The organism is Haloprofundus salinisoli, assembly GCF_020097815.1.
Classification (GTDB): Archaea; Halobacteriota; Halobacteria; order Halobacteriales; family Haloferacaceae; genus Haloprofundus; species Haloprofundus salinisoli.
In genome coordinates this window covers 1,425,708-1,443,575 of sequence record NZ_CP083663.1, presented here as the reverse complement: position 1 = coordinate 1,443,575, position 17,868 = coordinate 1,425,708, and the positions used below count along the sequence as shown (strand labels likewise).

Genomic DNA, 17,868 nt, shown 5'->3' with positions numbered 1-17,868 from the left:
ACCGAAGCGACCCGACCGCTCACCGCGAGAACAGACTGGAGTGAACCGGCGCGAACTCGGTGTCGGTGCCGCCGTCGCTCTCGGCGGGTGCGGTATCGGTGATGGCGCGGCCGCCGACGCCGTCTTCGAGGAAATCCGCCACCGGCGGACCGACGTTCTCCGGTTCGACGAGGAAGGCGTCGTGGCCGTGGTCGGAGTCGACGACGTGGTGGGCGACGGGCACCTCCGAACTCCGAAACGCCTCCGCGAGCGACTCGGACTGCTCGGTCGTGAAATGCCAGTCAGCGGTAAAGGAGAGCAGCAAGGCTTCGCCCGCGAACGCCGCCAGCGCGTCCGCGTCGGACTCGTACCCCTCCCGGAGGTCGAAGTCGTCCATCGCCCGCGTCAGGTAGAGATAGGCGTTCGCGTCGAAGCGGTCGACGAAGTTGGCGGCGTTGTAGTCGAGATACGACTCCACGTCGCGGTACGGGAAGAACGACGCCGCCGGGTCCGAGGGGAACGCCTCGCGGTGGGCGTCGCGGCCCGCCGAGCGCCGTCCGAACTTCTGGGCCATCGACGACTTCGAGAGGTACATCACGTGGCCCAACTGCCGCGCGAGCGCCAGGCCGTTCTCGGGTTCCGGGCCGCCGTAGTAGTCGCCGCCGTTCCAGTTGGGGTCGGTCGTGATGGCGCGGCGGGCGACGGCGTCGAGCGCGAGACACTGCGGGTCGAGGCGGGCGGCGGCGGCGACGACGACGAGACGGGACGCGTCGTCGGGGTAGCGCCGCGCCCAGTCGAGCGCGTTCATCCCGCCGACGCTCCCGCCGACGACGGCGTGGAGGCGGCCGACGCCGAGGGCGTCCAAGAGGCGGCGCTGGGCGCGCGTCCAGTCGCCGACGGTGACTGGCGGGAACTCCGTACCCCACGGTCCGCCGTCGGGGCTCTCGCTCGCGGGGCCGGAACTGCCGTAACACGACCCGGGGACGTTCGCACAGACGACGTAGTAGTCGGCGGTGTCGATGGCCTTGCCGGAGCCGACGACGTCGTTCCACCACGCCCGCGCCTGTCCGGCGGTCTGTGCGGCGGTGTCGTCTTCGGCTCCCTCTTCGTCCGTCTCGTCGACGCCCGCGTCGTCGCGCGACCACGCCGACCGGTCCACGTCGGCGACGTGCTGGCTTCCGGTGAGCGCGTGACAGACCAGGACCGCGTTGTCGCCGGTGAACTCGCCGTAGGCCTCGTAGGCGATTTCGAGGTCGTCGATGGACTCGCCGCACTCGAACTCGAACGCGCCCAGCGAGAGAGTGCCGCGGTCGACTTGAGTCATGTTCCTCCAGTTGCGTGTGTCGCTCGCCCGATGCCGCGTTCGACGTCCGCGAGGATGTCCTCGGGGTTCTCGATGCCGACGGAGAAGCGGAGCATGTCGGGTCGGACGCCCGCCGCGCGTTGCTCCTCCTCGCTCAACTGCGCGTGTGTCGTGCTCGCGGGGTGGATGACGAGCGTCTTCGCGTCGCCGATGTTCGCGAGGAAGGAGGTGAGCTCGGTCTCCTCGCAGAAGCGTTTGCTCGCCTCGTAGCCGCCTTCCAGCCCGAAGGTGACCATCCCGCCGAAGTCCGCGAGGTACTTTGTGGCGTTGTCGTGGGTCGGGTGGTCGTCCAGACAGGGATGGGTTACCCAGGCCACGTCGTCGTGGTCGTCGAGGTACTCGGCGACGATACGAGCGTTCTCGCAGTGGCGATCCATTCGCAACGGGAGGGTTTCGAGCCCCTGCAACGTCTGCCAGGCGTCGAACGGTGACTGCTGGTTGCCGAGCGAGCGGACGGCGCGCTGTCGCGCCGCGTTGGCGAACGCCGCGTCGCCGAAGCGCTCCGAGAAGTCGACGCCGAACGCCGGATTCTCGCCCGCGAGTTCCGGGTATTTGTCCTCGTAGTCGGCCCACGGGAACGAGCCGCCGTCGACGAGGATGCCGCCGACAGTCGTTCCAGAACCGTGGAGCCACTTGGTCGTCGATTCCCAGACGAGGTCCGCGCCGTGTTCGAGCGGGCGACAGAGCGCCGGCGTGGCAAACGTGTTGTCGACGAAAAGCGGCGCGCCGTGCTCGTGGGCGATTTCGGCGACGCATTCGAAGTCGGGCGTGACGAGCGAGGGGTTGGCGATAGTCTCGACGTGGACGTACGCGGTGTTTTCGTCGATAGCCTCGGCGTAGGCGTCGTAGTCGAGCGTGTCGACGGTTCGCGTCTCGATGCCCCGGCGACTGGCCATCTTCGAGAGGTAGGCGCTCGTGCCGCCGTAGGCGTCCGCGCTGGCGACGACGTTGTCGCCCGCAGATGCCAGAATACTCGTCGCGCTGTCGAACGCCGCCATCCCCGAGGCGGTGGCGACTGCGCCAGTACCGCCTTCGAGGTCGGCGAGGCGGTCTTCGAGCGTTCGAACAGTGGGATTGGAGATGCGCGAGTAGACGTCCCCCTCGGCGTCGAGCGCGTAGAGGTCGGCCGCGCGGTCGGCGTCGTCGAAGACGTACGACGTGGTCTGGTAGATGGGCGGCGCTCGCGCGCCTGTCGAGGGGTCCGGCGCGTGCCCGGCGTGGAGGCTCCGGGTTCTGAAGCCGCGAGTCATGTACGAGAAGCATATTCTTCGATGAGGATATAACCGTCAGTTACGGCAAATGCTGCAGGCTCGTCGCTCTGTATCTCACAGAGAGAAGGGAGAGAGACGGAAACGAAGCGCGCGCTCAGTCGTCCGACGGCGACGCTTTCGGCGCTTCCAACTGCTCCTCGGCCGTCTCGACGCCGGCCTCGATATCCACGTCGACGCCGACTTCCTCCATCGCCTCGCCCACGGTCCGAATCCCGCGGAGAATCTGCTCGCTCGTCAGGTGTCCCATGTTACTCACGCGGAAGATTTCGCCGCCGAGGTGCGCCTGGCCGCCGGAGATGCTGACGTTGCGGTCCTTGACGGCGTCGAAGAAGGCGTTCGAATCGTCGCCGCGAATTTCTTCGGGCAGCGAGATGGCGGTGAGCGTGTTCGAGAACTGCGTCGGGCCGTCGGCGCTCGGGAACGACTCCAGTCCCATCGCGCGGAAGCCCTCGCGAAACGCCGCGGACTGACGGCGGTGGCGGGCGATACGCTCGGACACTCCTTCCGCCTCGATCTCCTCGACGGCGACGGCGAGCGCGCGGAACAGCGGAACGGCGCTCGTGAACGGTGTCTGGTGGCTCTCGGCCTTGCGGAGGTGCCAGTCGAGGTCCTCATAGAACGGCGCGCACTCGCCGTCGAACGCCTCGACGGCGCGGTCGCGGACGTACATCGCGCTGACGCCCGGCGGCGCGGCCAGCGCCTTCTGGGCGTCGGTGATGGCGATATCGACGTTCCACTCGTCGAGTCGAATCTCGTCGCCGCCGATACTCGTGACACCGTCCATCACGAACAGCGCGTCGTGTTCTGCCGCGATTTCGCCGACTTCCTTCGCGGGGTTGAGCAGGCCCGTACTCGTCTCGTTGTGGACCATGGTCACCACGTCGGTGTCGTCGGTGACGGCCTCCTCCACCGCCTCGACGGAGATGGAGTCGCCCCAGTCGGCCTCGACGCGTGTCACCGACGCGTAGCGGTCGGCGATGCGGGCGAAGCGGCGGCCGAACTTCCCGTTGACGAGCGAGACGACCTCGCCGCCGTCGCCGACGAGATTGGCGACGGCCGCTTCCATCCCCATCGTCGCGGTGCCGTTGAGAATCAGCGACGTGCCGTCGTCGGCCGTCGACTCGCCCGAGAGCGTCGACTGCGTGAACACGTAGTCGAGTCCGTCCTGCGCGCGCTCGTAAACCGCCTCGAACTCGGCGGAGCGGTGTGAGACCATCGGTTCGGCCATCGACTGTAACACCTCGTCAGTGACCGGGACCGGCCCCGGATTGAGAAGCAGGAAGTCCTCGTCCATGCTCCGCCGTTATCCGCCCTGCGGGATAAGCATCGCGGGATTCGCAAACGTCGCCAGTAGGCGGGTCAGCCTCGGTACGAGTTGTCACGCACCGCGGTCCCAGCGCGTTCGGTCCGGGCCGAGGTCCTGACGCTTTTTATCGGAACGCCGACCAAGTGGGAGGTAATGAGCGACGAGTCGCCGAACCCCTATCTCCGCGACCCGCCGACGGCGTTCGAGGCCGTCGAGGACCTCTCTGAAGACGAGGCCGAGACGCAGACCGAGCGCTTGCGCGAGGCCATCCGCGAGCACGACCACCGCTACTATGTCCGGAACGACCCACTCATCGCCGACCGGACGTACGACGCGTTGTTCGCGCGACTGCAGGAGCTAGAGGACGAGTTCGGCCTGCAGACCGGCGACAGTCCGACGCGACGCGTCGGCGGCGAACCGATGGACGAACTGCAGACCGTCGAACACGTCGCGCCGATGCTCTCCATCGACCAGAGCGGCGAGGCCGACGACGTGCGCGCGTGGGCCGACCGCGTCCGCTCGGAGGTCGGCGAGAGCGAGTTTGTCTGCGAACCGAAGTTCGACGGTCTCTCGCTGGAAGTCGTCTACGAGGATGGACAGTACGAGCGCGCCGCCACGCGAGGTAACGGCCGCGAGGGCGACGACGTGACCGAGCAGGTTCGCCGGATTCGCTCGGTTCCGACGCGCCTCCGCGGCGATTTCCCCGAGTTCCTCGCGGTCCGCGGCGAGGTGTTCATGCCCCGCGACGCGTTCCAAGAGCACAACAAAGAGCGCGTCGAGCGCGGCAAGGACCCCTTTGCCAACCCCCGAAACGCCGCCGCGGGGACGCTCCGCCAACTCGACCCGAGCGTCGTCGCCGAACGACCGCTCGACTGCTTCTTCTACGACGTTTTGGATGCATCAATCGACTTCGAGACGAACGCCAGCGAGTACGCGGCGTTCGACGACTACGGACTGAAGACGAACGGGCGCATCGACATCGTCGACGACATCGAAGGCGCAATAGAGTACCGCGACCGGACGATGGAGGCGCGCGACGTCCTGAACTACGAGATAGACGGCGTCGTCATCAAAGTGAACGACCGCGAGAAGTGCGAGCAGTTGGGCGCGACTGCACGGTCGATCCGCTGGGCGTTCGCCTACAAGTTCCCCGCGCGGACCGAAGTGACGACGGTCCAGAACATCGTCGTCCAGGTCGGCCGGACGGGGCGACTCACGCCCGTCGCCCTCCTAGACCCCGTCGACGTCGGCGGCGTCACCGTCTCGCGGGCGACGCTGCACAACGCCGACGAGGTGGCCGAACTCGGCGTCAGCGTCGGCGACAAGGTCCGAATCAAGCGGGCAGGCGACGTGATTCCCTATGTCGAAGCGGTCGTCGAAGACGGCGAAGACGGCCACTTCGAGTTCCCCGCGCACTGTCCGGTCTGCGGCAGCGCCGTCGAGCGCGACGGACCGATCGCCTACTGCACCGGTGGTCTGGCTTGCGACGCCCAGCTCGAACGCGCCATCGAACACTACGCGAGTCGGGACGCCCTCGACATCGAGGGACTTGGCGGCGAGCGCGTCGAGCAACTACTCGACGCCGGTCTCGTCGACAGCCTCCCCGGCCTCTACGACCTCGCCCGCGAGAAACTCGCCGAACTCGACGGCTGGGGCGAGACGAGCGCCGACAACCTCGTCTCGGAACTCGAAGCCGCGAAGTCGCCCGCGCTGCCGGAGTTCCTGACGGCTATCGGCATCCCGGACGTGGGACTGACGACGGCGCGCGAACTCGCGGGCGAGTTCGGCACCTTAGATGCTGTCATGGACGCCGACGCCGAAGCGCTGGAGGGAGTCGACGGCGTGGGACCGACCGTCGCCGGGAAGATTCGGGAGTTCTTCGAGAGCGAGGAGAACCGCGAGACGATCGCCGCGTTGCGCGAACGCGGGGTCGAACCCCAGGAGTACGAAACGGACGACGGCGACGAACTCGACGGCCTAACGTTCGTCTTCACGGGCGCGCTGTCGGTGACGCGCGGCGAGGCCGAGGCGCTCGTACAGGCGCACGGCGCGAACGCGACGGGCAGCGTCTCGGGCAACACCGACTATCTCGTCGTCGGCGACAGCCCCGGACAGTCCAAGCTCGACGACGCGGACGCGAACGACGTACCGGTGCTGGAGGAAGCCGAATTCGCCGAGTTGCTGGGGGAGTACGGAATCGAGTACGAGGCGTAGCGCGGGCCTCCGTGGACGCGTCCGAGCGGACGGGACCGGAGGTAGATACAGTAGCCAGGGGGTTGAGCGGTGGTGTAGAAGATGGTCGACGTGGTGAAGGACGACCGCGGGGGCTGAGCAGCACGTCGAGACGCGCTGCGATCACCGCCTCAGAGGTCCGCGGACTCGAACCGAAGGAAGCCGAGCAGCGGCGGCACCGCCAGCCACACCAAGAGCATCCCGGCGGCGGCGAGTTGGAGCTGCGCGTTCTGGCCGGCGAACAGCTGGTCGTTGAGGAACGCGTTGGAGATGATTTTGAACGCCGCGTTCGGGTTCAGCAGCTGGAACGCGGTGAAGAGGTCCTGTCCGGCGACAGGTAACCAGGAGGGACCGCCGCCCATTCCCAGATACAGTTGCAGCGGGAAGCGAACCGCCCCCCACAGCGGGACGAAGAGGCAGTACAGCGCGAAGGCACCGCCAACGGCGATTCGCTGCGAGGACATCGCCGCGGAGAAACCGACGGCGATGGCGACGAAGACGACGCCGAGGAAGACGGTGAGGAGAGTGTACCCGATGTACGAGAGCGCGTCGAACTGCAGCGGGCCGAGCGTCAACAAAAGCGCCGGGACGATGAAGCCGACGACGATTGGCACCGCTAACGCCAGCGACCGACCGGCGACTTTCCCGAACACCACGTCGGCGCGCGAGTGCGGCAGCGAGAGCAACAGTTTCAGCGACCCGGAGTCGCGTTCGCCGACGACGGCGCTGTACGCCATCACCAGCGCGATGAGCGGGATGAGCGTCGTCACGAGCGTCCCGCTGACGAGACCGAGCAGTTGGTTCGAGCTGAACGTCTGCCCGGGCGAGGGTCGGACGAAGTAGGCCGCGGCGGCGATGAGAAGCACGAAGAACGCGGTGAGGCCGAGCACCCACCGCGAGCGGACGGCGTCCTCGAAATCCTTCTGCGCGATGGCTTGCCAACTCATGCCGACACCTCCCGTTTCTCTTCGCCTTCGGTGTAGGAGAGAAAGAGGTCCTCCAGCGACGCCGACTGCGTCTCGAAGTCCCGAACGGTCACGCCCTGGTCTTCGAGCGCGGCGATGACTTCTGTCTTCGCACCGCTGTCACAGGAGACGGTGACGGTGCCGCCGTCGGTCGTCGCGCCCGAGACGCCGTCGAGCGCCCGGACGGCGTCGAGGTCGTCCTGAGTCGCGCTGTCGACGGTGAGCACGAGCGTCTCGTCGCTCCCGGCGGCCTCGCGGAGGCTCTCGATGCTGTCCTCGGCGATGAGTTCGCCCTCGCGCATGATGCCGACGCGGTCGCAGACCGACTCGACCTGCCCGAGCACGTGACTGGAGAAGAACACCGTCGCGCCGCGGTCGGCCTCGCCGCGGACGATGTCGCGCATCTCCTTGGCTCCGGCGGGGTCCAGCCCGGAGGAGGGTTCGTCGAGGATGAGCAGGTCCGGGTCGCCGACGAGCGCCATCCCGAGCGCGAGGCGCTGACGCATCCCCTTCGAGTAGCCGCCCGCCTTCCGGTCGGCGGCCTCGGAGAGGCCGACGCGGGCGAGCATCTCGTCGGGGGAGACGTCGACTTCCTTCGAGCGGAGCGCGAACTCGATGTGTTTGCGCCCGGTGAGGCGGTCGTACACGTCGAACCCCTCCGGGAGCACGCCGGTTCGCCGCCGAACGGTGACGCTCTCGCGCTGGGCGTCGTGGCCCAACACGCGCACGGTCCCCGAGGTGGGACGGACGAAGTCCAACAGCATGTTTATCGTCGTCGATTTCCCCGCGCCGTTCGGGCCGAGGAAGCCGAACACCTCGCCCTCAGAGACCGTGAGGTCGAGGTCGCGGACGGCCGTCACGTCGCCGTACCGCTTGGTCACGTCCGACAGTTCGATAGCTGGCATGGTCCGGGCTTGCCGCGGTCCAAAATAAAGTGTTTTGGGTTTACTGCTACCGTAGCGCACGGACGGAGTTTCCAAAAGCACGTCGCCGTATGGGACGAAAACGGGCGTTTCGAGGGCTATACTTCGTCGTCGGGCGCGTGCGAGTCGGCCATCCGCTCGGCCTCCGTCGCGTAACGCTCGCGGCGCTCGGGGTCGTCGATAGTTTCGAGATTCTCCGGGTCGACGTCGACGGCGGCGGTTACGTCGTACTTGTCGATGACGGTGACCGCGAGTTCCTTCCTGTAACTTCGCTCGCCGTCGAGCGTCGCGTAAGTGAGGACGATGAGGTCGCGGTCGGTGTAGTCGCGTTCGACGAACCAGCAGCGGACGGAGTCGACCATGTCCCGACGTTCGGTCGACAACGGTTTGTAGATGGCGGAGCGGCCGAAGTCGGCACGCGGCGTCCGCGGTTCGCCGGACGCCGGGAGGCGGAGAGAGACGGGTGCAGTCGCCGGAGTCGGACGCGAGTCGTCGGAGTCGGACGCGAGCCGCCGAGAGAGGAGCCAGACCGCAGTCGAGTCGCTCGAACGCGTCACCCTCAAGCTCGTCCGTCACTAACCGAAGACGAATGGACGCGAGCGGCGTTCGTGAGCGCACACGCGAGTTACCGAAAGAGCCGGGCGTCTACCAGTTTCTGGCCGACGACACCGTCCTCTACGTGGGGAAGGCAGTCGACCTCAGAAGTCGCGTTCGGTCGTACGCCGACCCCCGAAGCGGCCGCATCCGACGGATGGTCCGGCGCGCTGAGCACATCGACTTCGCCGTCACCGACACGGAGACGCAGGCGCTGCTGCTGGAGGCGAACCTCATCAAGCGCCACCAGCCGAAGTACAACGTCCGCCTGAAGGACGACAAATCCTACCCGCTCGTCCAGTTGACCGACAACCCGATTCCGCGCATCGAGGTGACGCGCGACCCCGAGGAGGGCGCGACGGTGTTCGGGCCGTACACCGACAAAGGAAGAGTGGACGTCGTAGTGAAGGCGCTCCGCGAAACCTACGGCGTCCGCGGCTGTTCGGACCACAAGTACAGCGGCCGGGACCGACCCTGTCTCGACTACGAGATGGGGCTCTGTACGGCCCCGTGTACCGGCGAAATCTCGGAGGAGGCGTATCGAGTGGACGCGAGCTCGGTCGCGCGGTTCTTCGAGGGCGAGACGGGCGTGCTCGCCGACCCCCTCCGCCGGGCGATGGAGGAGGCGGCACAGAACCAGGAGTTCGAGCGCGCGGCAAACCTGCGAGACAAACTCAACGCCGTCGAATCGTTTCACAGCGGCGGCGGCGAAGCTGTCTCCGGGCGAAGTCGAGAACGCGAAGTCGACGTGCTCGGCGCGGCCATCGAGGGCGACACCGCCACCGTCGCCCGTCTGCACAGCGAGCGGGGGCAGTTGGTCGACCGGTCGAGACACCGCCTGCAAGCGCCCGAGGGCGAGGACCGAGTCGCCGAGGTGTTGGCGGCCTTCGTCCCCCAGTACTACGCCGAGCGGCGACTCCCCGACGCCCTGCTGCTCTCGGAGCGACCTGACGACGCCGAACTGTTCGCGTGGCTCGAAACCGAGGGCGTCGACGTCCGCGTCCCGGGCGCGGGTCGGGAAGCGAAGCTCGTCGAACTCGCGCTGAAGAACGCCCGCCGCGGTCCCGCCCGCGGCGACGAGCTCGGCGCTCTGGCGGACGCGCTCGGCATTCGGCGGCCGACGCGAATCGAGGGGTTCGACGTGAGTCACGCGCAGGGGAGGGCCGTCGTCGGCAGCGACGTGTGCTTCGTGGACGGGAGTGCGGAGAAATCTGACTACCGACGAAAGAAGCTCCCCAATCGGAACGACGACTACGCGAACATGCGCGAGTTGATCCGCTGGCGGGCCGAGCGCGCCGTCGAGGGCCGCGACGACAGACCGGACCCCGACTTACTCCTCATCGACGGCGGCGACGGGCAGCTGGGCGCGGCCCAGGACGCGCTTCGGGAGGTCGGCTGGGACGTTCCCGCAATCGCGCTGGCGAAGGACGAGGAGCTGGTCATCACCGACTCGGGGGTGTACAACTGGCCGAGCGACGCGCCGCACCTCCACGTGCTCCAGCGCGTCCGCGACGAGGCCCACCGCTTCGCCGTCGCGTACCACCAAACGCTACGAGACGACGTGAAGACCGTCTTGGACGACGTTCCCGGCGTCGGTCCGTCGACGCGGCAGAATCTGCTCAGACGCTTCGGGAGCGTCGATAGCATCCGCACCGCGTCGGCCGCCGACCTCCGCGACGTGCCGGGCGTCGGCGAGAAGACGGCGGCGGCGCTCAAACAGCGACTCTCGGGCGGGCGGTAGCGGACGACAGGTGTGCGAACTAGTCTGTCAAAAGTTATTTAATATATTCCAACAAATGTGAGACCGTAGCTCGCTCTGTGCTCTCCAAGCCCTCCACTGCTTGGTCGAGACGCCGAGCCGTGGCTACGACCAAACCATGACACGACGATTCAACCTGTTGCTCGTCGCGCTGGTCGTGCTGAGCGCACTGCCAGCGGCGGCCGCCTTCCCGGCCAGCGACGACCCTGCCGACGTGCCTGCGGCGACGGCCGACTCCGTCGCCGCGGCCGAGGAGCGAACCGAGACCAACTACACGCGACTGTACATCGACGTCGACGACAGCTACCGTGACGTGAAACCGGGCGAGAGCCTCGAATACACGGTCAGCGTCAAGAACGGCGAGGACGAGACCGTCGAGGTCGACCCTCACCTCTCGGCCGCGCCGATGATGGAGTTCCCGCTCGAGAGCGAGTGGGTCGACATCGACGGCCCGACCAGCATCGACGCCGGTGAGACCGCCGAGTACACCGTCACCGTCGAGGTTCCCGAAGACGCCGAGACGGCCGACTACCGCGCCCTCGTCGCGTTCACCGACGAGACGGTGACCTACCCCGGTCGTCCCGCACAGCCGATTCACTCCGCCCACATCGTGGCGAACGTGTGGCGAGAGCCGACGGTGACGATCCACTCCGACACCTACGTCCACGCGCAGGTCGAAGCCGGAGACAGCTTCACCCGTCAGTTGGTCGTCGAGAACACCGGCGACAGCGCCGTCCCGCTGAACCCGGAGCTGACCACCGAGCGCCGCTACTGCAGCGGTCACTGTCCGAACCAACTCAACCCCTCCTGGATAGATATCGACGCGCCGAGCCAGATCGCCCCCGGTGAGACGGCGACCGTCTCCATCACCGTGTCGCCGCCCGAGGAGGCCGACCGCGGCCGGTACAACGCCAACGTCAACCTCGGACTGAACGACCCGAACCGCCAGGCGAACAACGACTACTGGCAGCGAGTCGGCGTCAACTTCGTCGTCTGGAAACAGCCGTCGGAGGCGTTCGAGACCGACTTCGAAGTCAGCGACGACACCGAGAACGTGACGCTCACGCTCTCGCCGAACAGCCACTACGGTGCCGACGACGGCGACGAGGCCGACTTCGACGTCGAGTTCGTCGACCCCGACGGCAACGTCGTCGAGGCCGAACGCGTCCGCGTCAGCAGCAGCGGGTTCGTCGACCTGAGCGGCGAACGGGCGCGCAACGCCGTCGAACAGGGCGAGGACTACGCCGTCCGCAACGGCGGCGAGGAGTTCGTCTACCGCGTCGACGACCCGGCGGCGGGCGACTGGACGCTCCGCGTCACGCCGGAGAACACCATCGGCTTCCAGTACGAGCTAGACCGTCACGAGTCGAGCGAGTAACGGCGAAAAACAGCGCCGATTTTTTTTATTCGTCCGCTGACGCGATGAGACGGTAGTCCGCGACGTCTGCGGCGCCCGCACCCGTCCCGGGGTACGTCGACTCGAACGTCCACGACCGGCCGACGGCGAGTGTGCGGACGTCGATCGTCGTCGTCGCCAGCGACTCACCGGTGGCGTCGAGAAACTGCACGCGGAGCGTGAGTCCAGAGAGCGACTCGTCTCCGGTGTTCCGTACCGTGCCGGCGACGGCGACGAGTTCGTCGGACGCGCCGGCGTTCGTCCGGACGAGTTCGTGGTCGAGGAGTTCGACGCTCGCCGACCCGGCGTCGAACGTCGGTGCGGGCGTCGGCGTCGGTGTCGACGACCGAGTCTCGTCTTCGGAGTCGGAGGCGTCGTCGACGGTGTTCGAGCCGTCGAGGAACGCGTCGGTACAGCCTGCGGTGGTCGTTGCGACGATGGTGCCGGCGATCGAGAGGAGGGCGCGGCGGCGCATATCGGAGAGATAATGTCTACGTTACTAACTGTTTCGGCGTTGTGATTGTTGGCGCCGAGGGAACGGGAGTAGGCACCGATTTCGAGCGATTGGGGCGTGCTTACCGTCGAGTAGTCGGCGTATGTCGTTATACTCGGTGGACGTAGCGAGGAGTGTGATTTCGATGCTCCACGCCGCAGCGGTCTTCCCGCTCTTCGGAGTCGTTTCGGGCCTCGATCAGTTGAACCAGACCGGGTTCGAGTTAGCCGTCGGCGCGGGCCTGCTCGTCTTCTGTCTGCTGATGTGCGGGCACACCGCCGTCGGCTACGTCCGCGCCCGGCGTCGACAGGCGCGCCTGTTGGAGCAGCTGATACGGTAGCCGCGTCCGACCCGGCCGCGACACGTGACGCCGACGGGAACAAGACGCGAAAAACGTGAGAGAATCGGTCGCCAGCGCGTCGCAGTTACGCGATCTTGTCGTACTGGTCGCGGAGTTTCTCGGCGGCGTCGTCCATGAGACCCTGCTCGTACTCGTCGAGGTCCCAGTCGACGACCTCGACGATACCCTCCGAGCCGAGTTTGACCGGGACGCCGAAGGCGGTGTCCTCGTAGCCGTACTCGCCGTTGAGGACGAGACTGCCGGGGAGCACTTCGCCGGTGTCGCGAAGGACGGCCTCGACCATGTGGGCGACGCCGGTCGCCGGACCCCACTGGGTCGCGCCCTTTCGGCTGATGACGTCCATCGCGGACTCTTGGAGGTCGGAGAGAATCTCCTCGCGCTCGCCGTCGGTGAACTCGGGGTCGCGGCCGTCGACGCGGACCTTCGAGAACACCGGCACCTGCGCGTCGCCGTGTTCGCCGAGAATCGTCGCCTCGACGTTCTTGACGGGGACGTCGAAGCGCTGCGAGAGCACGTAGCGGAAGCGCGCGGAGTCGAGGCGGCCGCCGAAGCCGATGACTTTGTGGCGGTCGCGGTCGCCGGCCTCGTAGAGGTGGCGGTTGAGCAGGTCGACCGGGTTCGAGGTGGTGATGGAGACGAAGTCGTCGTTGTACTCCGCGAGCGAGGAGCCGATGTCGGCCATGATGGGTGCGTTGTCGCCCGCGAGATCGATGCGGGTCTGGCCCTCCTTACGCGGGATGCCCGCCGTGATGACGACGACGTCGGAGCCCTCGGTGTCCTCGTAGCCGCCCTGTCGGACGACGGTGTTCGAGTCGTAGGCGACGCCGTGGTTCGTGTCGGCCGCCTGGCCGACAGTCTTGTCCTCCATGTCCGGGATGTCGACGAAGACGAGTTCGTCGGCGATGTCCCGCAGCGCGATGTTGTATCCAGCGGCGGCGCCCACCGTCCCGGCGGCACCGACCACGCTCACTTTCGTCATACCACGTAAATCTGACCGCGGAACGCGATTAAACGCTTCGGAACCCCCCATAAAACCGAACTACCCGAGTTCGGGGTTCGTCAGCCGTCGAACTCCAGGCGAGCGTCGACTGGCGAGAGCGACCGAACGGAGCGCGGTTACGTCGCCGCCGCAGGCGCGCTTCCCGGTGACTTTTTCGGCACAGGAGACCTTGTGCCGCGACATGAGCGAGTTCGACAAGGAAGCCGAGCGGGAGAAGCTTCGGGAGAAGTTCGCCCGCGACGAGGAGAAGCGCAAATCCACCCAGCGGATGAGCGAACTCCTGTTGAAAGGCGCGACGATGACGAACAAACACTGCGACACCTGCGGCGACCCCATCTTCCGCTATCAGGGCCAGGCGTTCTGCCCGACGTGTCAGAGCGACCAGACCGCCGGGTCGGCGGAGGCGGCACGGGCGGAAGCGACCGACGACGAAATGCAGGCGGAACTGAAGTCGGGAGACGACGCCGACGGAAGCGACGAAGTCGAAGTCACGCCGGAGCCGCCGCAGTCGGGAGAGCCCTCGACGGCTCGGCGACCGTCGACCGACGAGAGCGACGACCCCGCAACCACGCAGCAGTCTGCTCCGTCGTCCGCCGCGTCGGTGCGCGGTCGAACGTCGACGGGCTCGGCGTCGCAGTCGCAGTCGGCGTCGGGTGACCTGAGCGACGCACGTGCCGCGCTCGTCCGAACGGTGACGCGCTACGCCACTGCCGCCGAGAACGCGGAGGATCCGCGGCGAGCCAAGGAGCTGTTGTCGGCGGCCAGAGAAGCGGCTGAGACGCTCTCGGCGCTGAATCGATAGCGTGACAGTCGAATCCGAAGAACAGTACCGACCCCCGCGGTCTCTCGATTCTCGGGCGGCTGAACGAATATCGGCCCCGAGACGACGTCAACCGGTCACAGAGACGTCTCGCGTCGGGAGATTTCCCCGGTCGGTGGTTCGCTCTCTTCGACGTCGTCGCCGTCGAAGTCGGTGGTAACGGTCGGACGCGCGAGTTCGCTTCCGGAACAGGGGTACGGGCCTGTCATCGTCTCGTGTCGCGGTGGCCCGTACACCCGTTCCGGCGTGTTCGTTTCCGTTTCGTGCTGTGCAGTACCGTACAGCGTCATCTCTTTACTCGAATCGAGCGAGTCGTGAGATGTCATTTGAGTACTGTTATGGGCGAGTTGCAGTCGGTGAGGGGCTGCGAATCGCGGTATTCTGATACACGCTGCGTTCGGGTGGAGCGAGCGTCCACGTCGCGAGAGTGTGGCGTGTGGGTGTATCGACTCCGTTCGGTCGGACGTGTCCGTGCACTACCGTAGAGTAGTTTCTCTTTCGACCAGTAGTACTCGTGTTGCGGGGATTCGTACTGCGAAGCGTCGCTGACCATACCGTGCTACTAAGTAGCAAACCAAGCTCTATGAGCTTTACCCCAGACCCCTAAGCGGCCACCAGAGGCCCTAATACGCCTAATAATCGCTGCCGACGACCTCTCGAATTCGGTCGGCGGTCACCTCGCCGACGCCGTGGACCTCCAACAGTTCCTCCTTCGAGGCGATCATCACGGCCTCGACGGAGCCGAAGTGTTCCAACAGCGCACGGGCGGACACCGGACCGATGTCGGCGATGGAACTGACGACGTACTCCTGCTGTTCGTCGAGCGTCTTCGCGCTCTTCTCGCCGTGGACGCGGACCGAACGCTCGGCGCTCACCTGCTCGCGTGTGGCGATGACCTCCAGCAGGTCGGCGGTGTCCTTCTCGTCCTCGGTTCGGAGGACGCTCACGCCGAAGTCGACGGCGAGACTGGAGAGCGCGCCGCGAATCGCGTTCGGGTGGACGTTCCGCTCCTCGTAGAGGCGGTCGCCCTCGATGACGACGATGGGCCGCGAGTAGTGTCTCGACATGTCCGCGACCTGCTCGAACAGCGAACGGTCGCCGCCGGTGAGCGTGTCGAGGAAGTCGGAGACGGATTTCCGTTCGACGGCGACGCGGTCCGAGAGCACGTAGTCACCGACGGCGAGCGTCTCCAGTCGGGTCCGGACACCCTCGCGCGTCGAGAGATCGCGGGCGATGGTCGAGTCGAGCTCGCGCTGGTCGGCGACGATTTCGACGACCTCCTCGTCGTCGCCGCTGTCGGCGGTGGCGACGATGCCGTCCGAACCATCGGTGTCGTCCTCGGCGGCGGTCGCTTCATCGTCGTCCGCGTCGTCGGTTGCGCTGTCAGCCGTCGCGTCGTCTCCGTCCGACACGGAGAACTCCGTCAGTCCGGGTTGCATCCGTTTTTCGCGGGCGGTCGGGCCGCTCTCTGTGCTCCCCTCGAAGGCGTCGAGACGCTGCTGGGAGTCGTCGAGCTCGTCTTCGACCTCCTCGGCGACGCCTTTCAGTTTCTTCAACTCGTCCTCCATCTGGCTCTCTTTGCGCCGCGAAATCCAGAAGTACGCCTCGTCGCGGGTGTCTTCGGCCATGAGAACGACGACGCGGCCCTCGGTCTGTCGGCCCGTCCGACCTTTCCGCTGGATAGAGCGAATCGCCGTCGGCACGGGTTCGTAGAAGAGCACGAGGTCGACCTCCGGCACGTCGAGCCCCTCCTCGGCGACGGAGGTGGAGACGAGCACCTCGAACTCCCCACCGCGGAAGGCGTCGAGCGTCTCCTGCTGTTCCTTCTGGGTCATCCCGTCGGAGCCCTCCTTGTCGCCTTGGCCGACGAACCGCTGGGCGTCGAAGCTCTGCGAGAGGAACTCCGTCAGGGCCTCGGCCGTGTCGCGCGACTCGGTGAAGACGATGACGCGCTCGCCGCCGCCGAGGCCCAGCGTTTCGGCGAGGAGGATGCGCGTCTTCGAGAACTTCGGGTGCAGTTCGTCGTACGACTCGGCCAGTCGCATCGCTTCGCGGACTTTGGGCTCGGCGACGAGACGCTGACTGGCTTTCGACGCCCCCGACGAGCGAGCGGCGTTGCGCTGGCGCTCGAAGTATCTTCGGACGGATTCGACGCTCTGCGTCTCGACGAGTTCGACCGCCCGCCGGAGCTTCATCACCTCCGCGTGGACGGACATCCCTTTGTAGCCGTCGCCGTTGTCGGCGTTTATCATCTTCTGCAACTCGGCGCGGATGCCGTTCAGCTGCTTCTGGGAGATGTCGGGACTCGTCGCCCGCGTCACGCCGAGCGACTTCAGTTTGCTCAGGCGGTCCGTGATGACCTCGTTGAGCGCGTCGCGGATAGTCAGAATCTCCTCGGGGAGACTGATCCGCTCCCACTCGACTTCGGTGTCGTAGGTGTACTCGGCGACGTCGGCGTCGTCCTCGGTCATCACCGTCACGTCGACGAGTCCGAGGTTCTCACAGACGGTGAGGATGTCCTCCTTGTCGCCGCCGGGCGACGCGCTCATCCCGGTGACGAGGGCGTTTTCCGCGTCCTGGTGGTAACGTTCGGCGATGTAGACGTAGGCGTAGTCGCCGGTGCCGCGGTGACACTCGTCGAAGGTGAGGTGGGTGACGCCTTCGAGGCTCACTCTGCCGCCGACGAGGTCGTTTTCGACGACTTGAGGCGTGGCGATGACGATCTGTGCGTCCTCCCACAGCGCCGCCCGGTCGTCGGGGCGGACGTCGCCGGTGAAGACGACGATGTCGTCGTCTGGTATCGACAGCGCTTCGCGGTAGAAGTCGGCGTGCTGTTGGACGAGCGGTTTCGTCGGCGCGAGAAGGAGAGATTTCCCGCCGACCTCCGAGAGGCGTTCGGCCGTGACGAGGAGGCTGACCGTCGTCTTGCCCAGACCCGTGGGGAGACAGACGAGCGTGTGGCCGTCGCGTGCGGTTCCGGCGAGTTGGATCTGGTAGAGACGGCGTTCGATGAAACTGGGGGCGAGAAGCGGGTGTTCGACGTAGGCGACCTCGTCGGTGGCGGCCATCGAGTCGGCTTCGTCGTTCTCTCGGATAAGCGTTCGTGAACCGCGGTGAAAGTAGAATGAGGAGTTGAAACGGTCTACGGGACCACTTGTTCGCCATCGTCGTCGTATACCCTGATGGCGTCGACGGGGCAGACGCGGGCGGCGAACTCAGCGTCGAACTCGGCGTCTTCGGGCACTTCGCGGACGAACAGTTGGTCGTCGGTCTCCTCTGCGCCTTCGAGGTCGGCTTTCCCCTCGTCCATGTTCTTCTCGAACGCCTCCCACTCGTCGACGCACTGGTACATTCCGATGCAGGTGTCGCGGTCGAACTCGATTCGCATATCGGGAGTTCGTCGGTC

Annotated in this window: 17 protein-coding genes; 5 read left to right on the top strand and 12 right to left on the bottom strand. The window is 66.5% G+C overall.

The genetic code is table 11. The features are described from left to right. Positions 1-19 precede the first annotated feature (19 nt). The 3 genes from metX to LAQ73_RS07660 all read right to left on the bottom strand — a co-directional run bounded on the left by metX (position 20) and on the right by LAQ73_RS07660 (position 3,907). Positions 20-1,303 (bottom strand): homoserine O-acetyltransferase MetX, encoded by a 1,284-nt coding sequence (gene metX / locus LAQ73_RS07670; RefSeq protein WP_224270635.1) that lies wholly within the window; start codon positions 1,301-1,303, stop codon positions 20-22. After that, positions 1,300-2,592: an O-acetylhomoserine aminocarboxypropyltransferase/cysteine synthase family protein gene (locus LAQ73_RS07665; RefSeq protein WP_224270634.1), complete on the bottom strand. Its 1,293-nt coding sequence runs from the start codon at positions 2,590-2,592 to the stop codon at positions 1,300-1,302. Before LAQ73_RS07665 ends, metX begins: the two co-directional genes overlap by 4 nt. Before the next feature lie 115 nt (positions 2,593-2,707). Continuing rightward, complete coding sequence (locus tag LAQ73_RS07660; RefSeq protein WP_224270633.1) at positions 2,708-3,907, bottom strand: pyridoxal-phosphate-dependent aminotransferase family protein; 1,200 nt, start codon at positions 3,905-3,907, stop codon at positions 2,708-2,710. 165 nt (positions 3,908-4,072) lie between these two features. Between LAQ73_RS07660 and ligA the strand changes: the two genes are divergently transcribed. Next, positions 4,073-6,133: an NAD-dependent DNA ligase LigA gene (gene ligA / locus LAQ73_RS07655; RefSeq protein ID WP_224270632.1), complete on the top strand. Its 2,061-nt coding sequence runs from the start codon at positions 4,073-4,075 to the stop codon at positions 6,131-6,133. Between the two features lie 149 nt (positions 6,134-6,282). Here ligA and LAQ73_RS07650 read toward each other — a convergent pair whose 3' ends face one another. From LAQ73_RS07650 to LAQ73_RS07640, 3 genes are all read right to left on the bottom strand, one after another. Then, complete coding sequence (locus tag LAQ73_RS07650) at positions 6,283-7,098, bottom strand: ABC transporter permease (RefSeq protein ID WP_224270631.1); 816 nt, start codon at positions 7,096-7,098, stop codon at positions 6,283-6,285. After that, complete coding sequence (locus tag LAQ73_RS07645; protein ID WP_224270630.1) at positions 7,095-8,021, bottom strand: ABC transporter ATP-binding protein; 927 nt, start codon at positions 8,019-8,021, stop codon at positions 7,095-7,097. The genes LAQ73_RS07650 and LAQ73_RS07645 overlap by 4 nt, the downstream gene beginning before the upstream one ends. Before the next feature lie 116 nt (positions 8,022-8,137). Next, a complete protein-coding gene (locus LAQ73_RS07640; protein ID WP_224270738.1) occupies positions 8,138-8,401 on the bottom strand; it encodes a DUF7967 family protein in 264 nt (87 codons plus the stop codon). A gap of 227 nt (positions 8,402-8,628) precedes the next feature. On the opposite strand from LAQ73_RS07640, the gene LAQ73_RS07635 reads away from it, so the two are divergent. Beyond that, positions 8,629-10,374, top strand: a complete 1,746-nt coding sequence (locus LAQ73_RS07635; protein WP_224270629.1) for an excinuclease ABC subunit C — start codon at positions 8,629-8,631, stop codon at positions 10,372-10,374. Between the two features lie 136 nt (positions 10,375-10,510). Continuing rightward, the gene (locus LAQ73_RS07630) at positions 10,511-11,770 is read left to right on the top strand and encodes a COG1470 family protein (protein ID WP_224270628.1); all 1,260 of its coding nucleotides are present in this window, start codon (positions 10,511-10,513) and stop codon (positions 11,768-11,770) included. A gap of 25 nt (positions 11,771-11,795) precedes the next feature. Here the strand turns inward: LAQ73_RS07630 and LAQ73_RS07625 are convergent, their stop codons facing one another. Then, entirely contained in the window at positions 11,796-12,263 is a 468-nt protein-coding gene (locus LAQ73_RS07625) for an FxLYD domain-containing protein (RefSeq protein ID WP_224270627.1), read from the bottom strand. A 163-nt stretch (positions 12,264-12,426) separates the two neighbouring features. Between LAQ73_RS07625 and LAQ73_RS07620 the strand changes: the two genes are divergently transcribed. Next, complete coding sequence (locus LAQ73_RS07620) at positions 12,427-12,621, top strand: hypothetical protein (protein ID WP_224270626.1); 195 nt, start codon at positions 12,427-12,429, stop codon at positions 12,619-12,621. 85 nt (positions 12,622-12,706) lie between these two features. On the opposite strand, the gene mdh is transcribed toward LAQ73_RS07620, so the two are convergent. Together mdh and LAQ73_RS07610 are read right to left on the bottom strand one after the other, a co-directional pair. Next, positions 12,707-13,621: a malate dehydrogenase gene (gene mdh, locus LAQ73_RS07615; protein ID WP_224270625.1), complete on the bottom strand. Its 915-nt coding sequence runs from the start codon at positions 13,619-13,621 to the stop codon at positions 12,707-12,709. 60 nt (positions 13,622-13,681) lie between these two features. Next, a complete protein-coding gene (locus LAQ73_RS07610) occupies positions 13,682-13,825 on the bottom strand; it encodes a hypothetical protein (RefSeq protein WP_224270624.1) in 144 nt (47 codons plus the stop codon). Here LAQ73_RS07610 and LAQ73_RS07605 point away from each other — a divergent pair. Further along, the gene (locus LAQ73_RS07605) at positions 13,824-14,444 is read left to right on the top strand and encodes an Sjogren's syndrome/scleroderma autoantigen 1 family protein (protein WP_224270623.1); all 621 of its coding nucleotides are present in this window, start codon (positions 13,824-13,826) and stop codon (positions 14,442-14,444) included. The genes LAQ73_RS07610 and LAQ73_RS07605 overlap by 2 nt on opposite strands. 95 nt (positions 14,445-14,539) lie before the next feature. On the opposite strand, the gene LAQ73_RS07600 is transcribed toward LAQ73_RS07605, so the two are convergent. From LAQ73_RS07600 to LAQ73_RS07590, 3 genes are all read right to left on the bottom strand, one after another. Then, positions 14,540-14,788: a hypothetical protein gene (locus tag LAQ73_RS07600; protein WP_224270622.1), complete on the bottom strand. Its 249-nt coding sequence runs from the start codon at positions 14,786-14,788 to the stop codon at positions 14,540-14,542. Positions 14,789-15,094: 306 nt separating this feature from the next. Next, positions 15,095-17,530, bottom strand: a complete 2,436-nt coding sequence (locus tag LAQ73_RS07595; RefSeq protein WP_224270621.1) for a DEAD/DEAH box helicase — start codon at positions 17,528-17,530, stop codon at positions 15,095-15,097. A gap of 74 nt (positions 17,531-17,604) precedes the next feature. Further along, entirely contained in the window at positions 17,605-17,850 is a 246-nt protein-coding gene (locus LAQ73_RS07590) for a ferredoxin (RefSeq protein ID WP_224270620.1), read from the bottom strand. Between the last annotated feature and the right edge of the window lie 18 nt (positions 17,851-17,868).